Origin of the sequence: Paralimibaculum aggregatum (assembly GCF_030270585.1) — a bacterium.
Classification (GTDB): domain Bacteria; phylum Pseudomonadota; class Alphaproteobacteria; order Rhodobacterales; family Rhodobacteraceae; genus Thermohalobaculum; species Thermohalobaculum aggregatum.
This window is the reverse complement of sequence record NZ_BSYI01000183.1, coordinates 1-264: the sequence shown is the minus strand read 5'-3', so window position 1 is coordinate 264 and position 264 is coordinate 1. Positions and strand designations below refer to the sequence as shown.

Sequence of the window (264 nt, the reverse complement as noted above, 5' to 3'; positions counted from 1 at the left end):
TGAGGACACCTCCGGCCTGAACCGGTCGATCCTCCAGGATGCGGGCGACGGCGGCGAGACGGTCGAGGGCCTGGACATCACCTTCTTCTCGACGCAGCCGGACTTCCGCGATGGCGACGATGCCTTCGAGGCGGGTCTGGAGGTGACCGGTCAGCACCTGAACGACTACATCGCCGGCGACAACACCGCCTTCCTGCCGGAGGACGACGACAGCGAGGCGGTCTCGGGCAATGACGGGGAGAGCCGCGGTCAGCCGACCGATGT

1 protein-coding gene is annotated in these 264 nt (G+C 67.4%); it reads left to right on the top strand.

Annotated elements, in window-relative coordinates:
• The coding region (locus tag QSJ97_RS24860) for a hypothetical protein (RefSeq protein ID WP_285675190.1) at window positions 1-264 on the top strand (264 nt) is incomplete at both ends.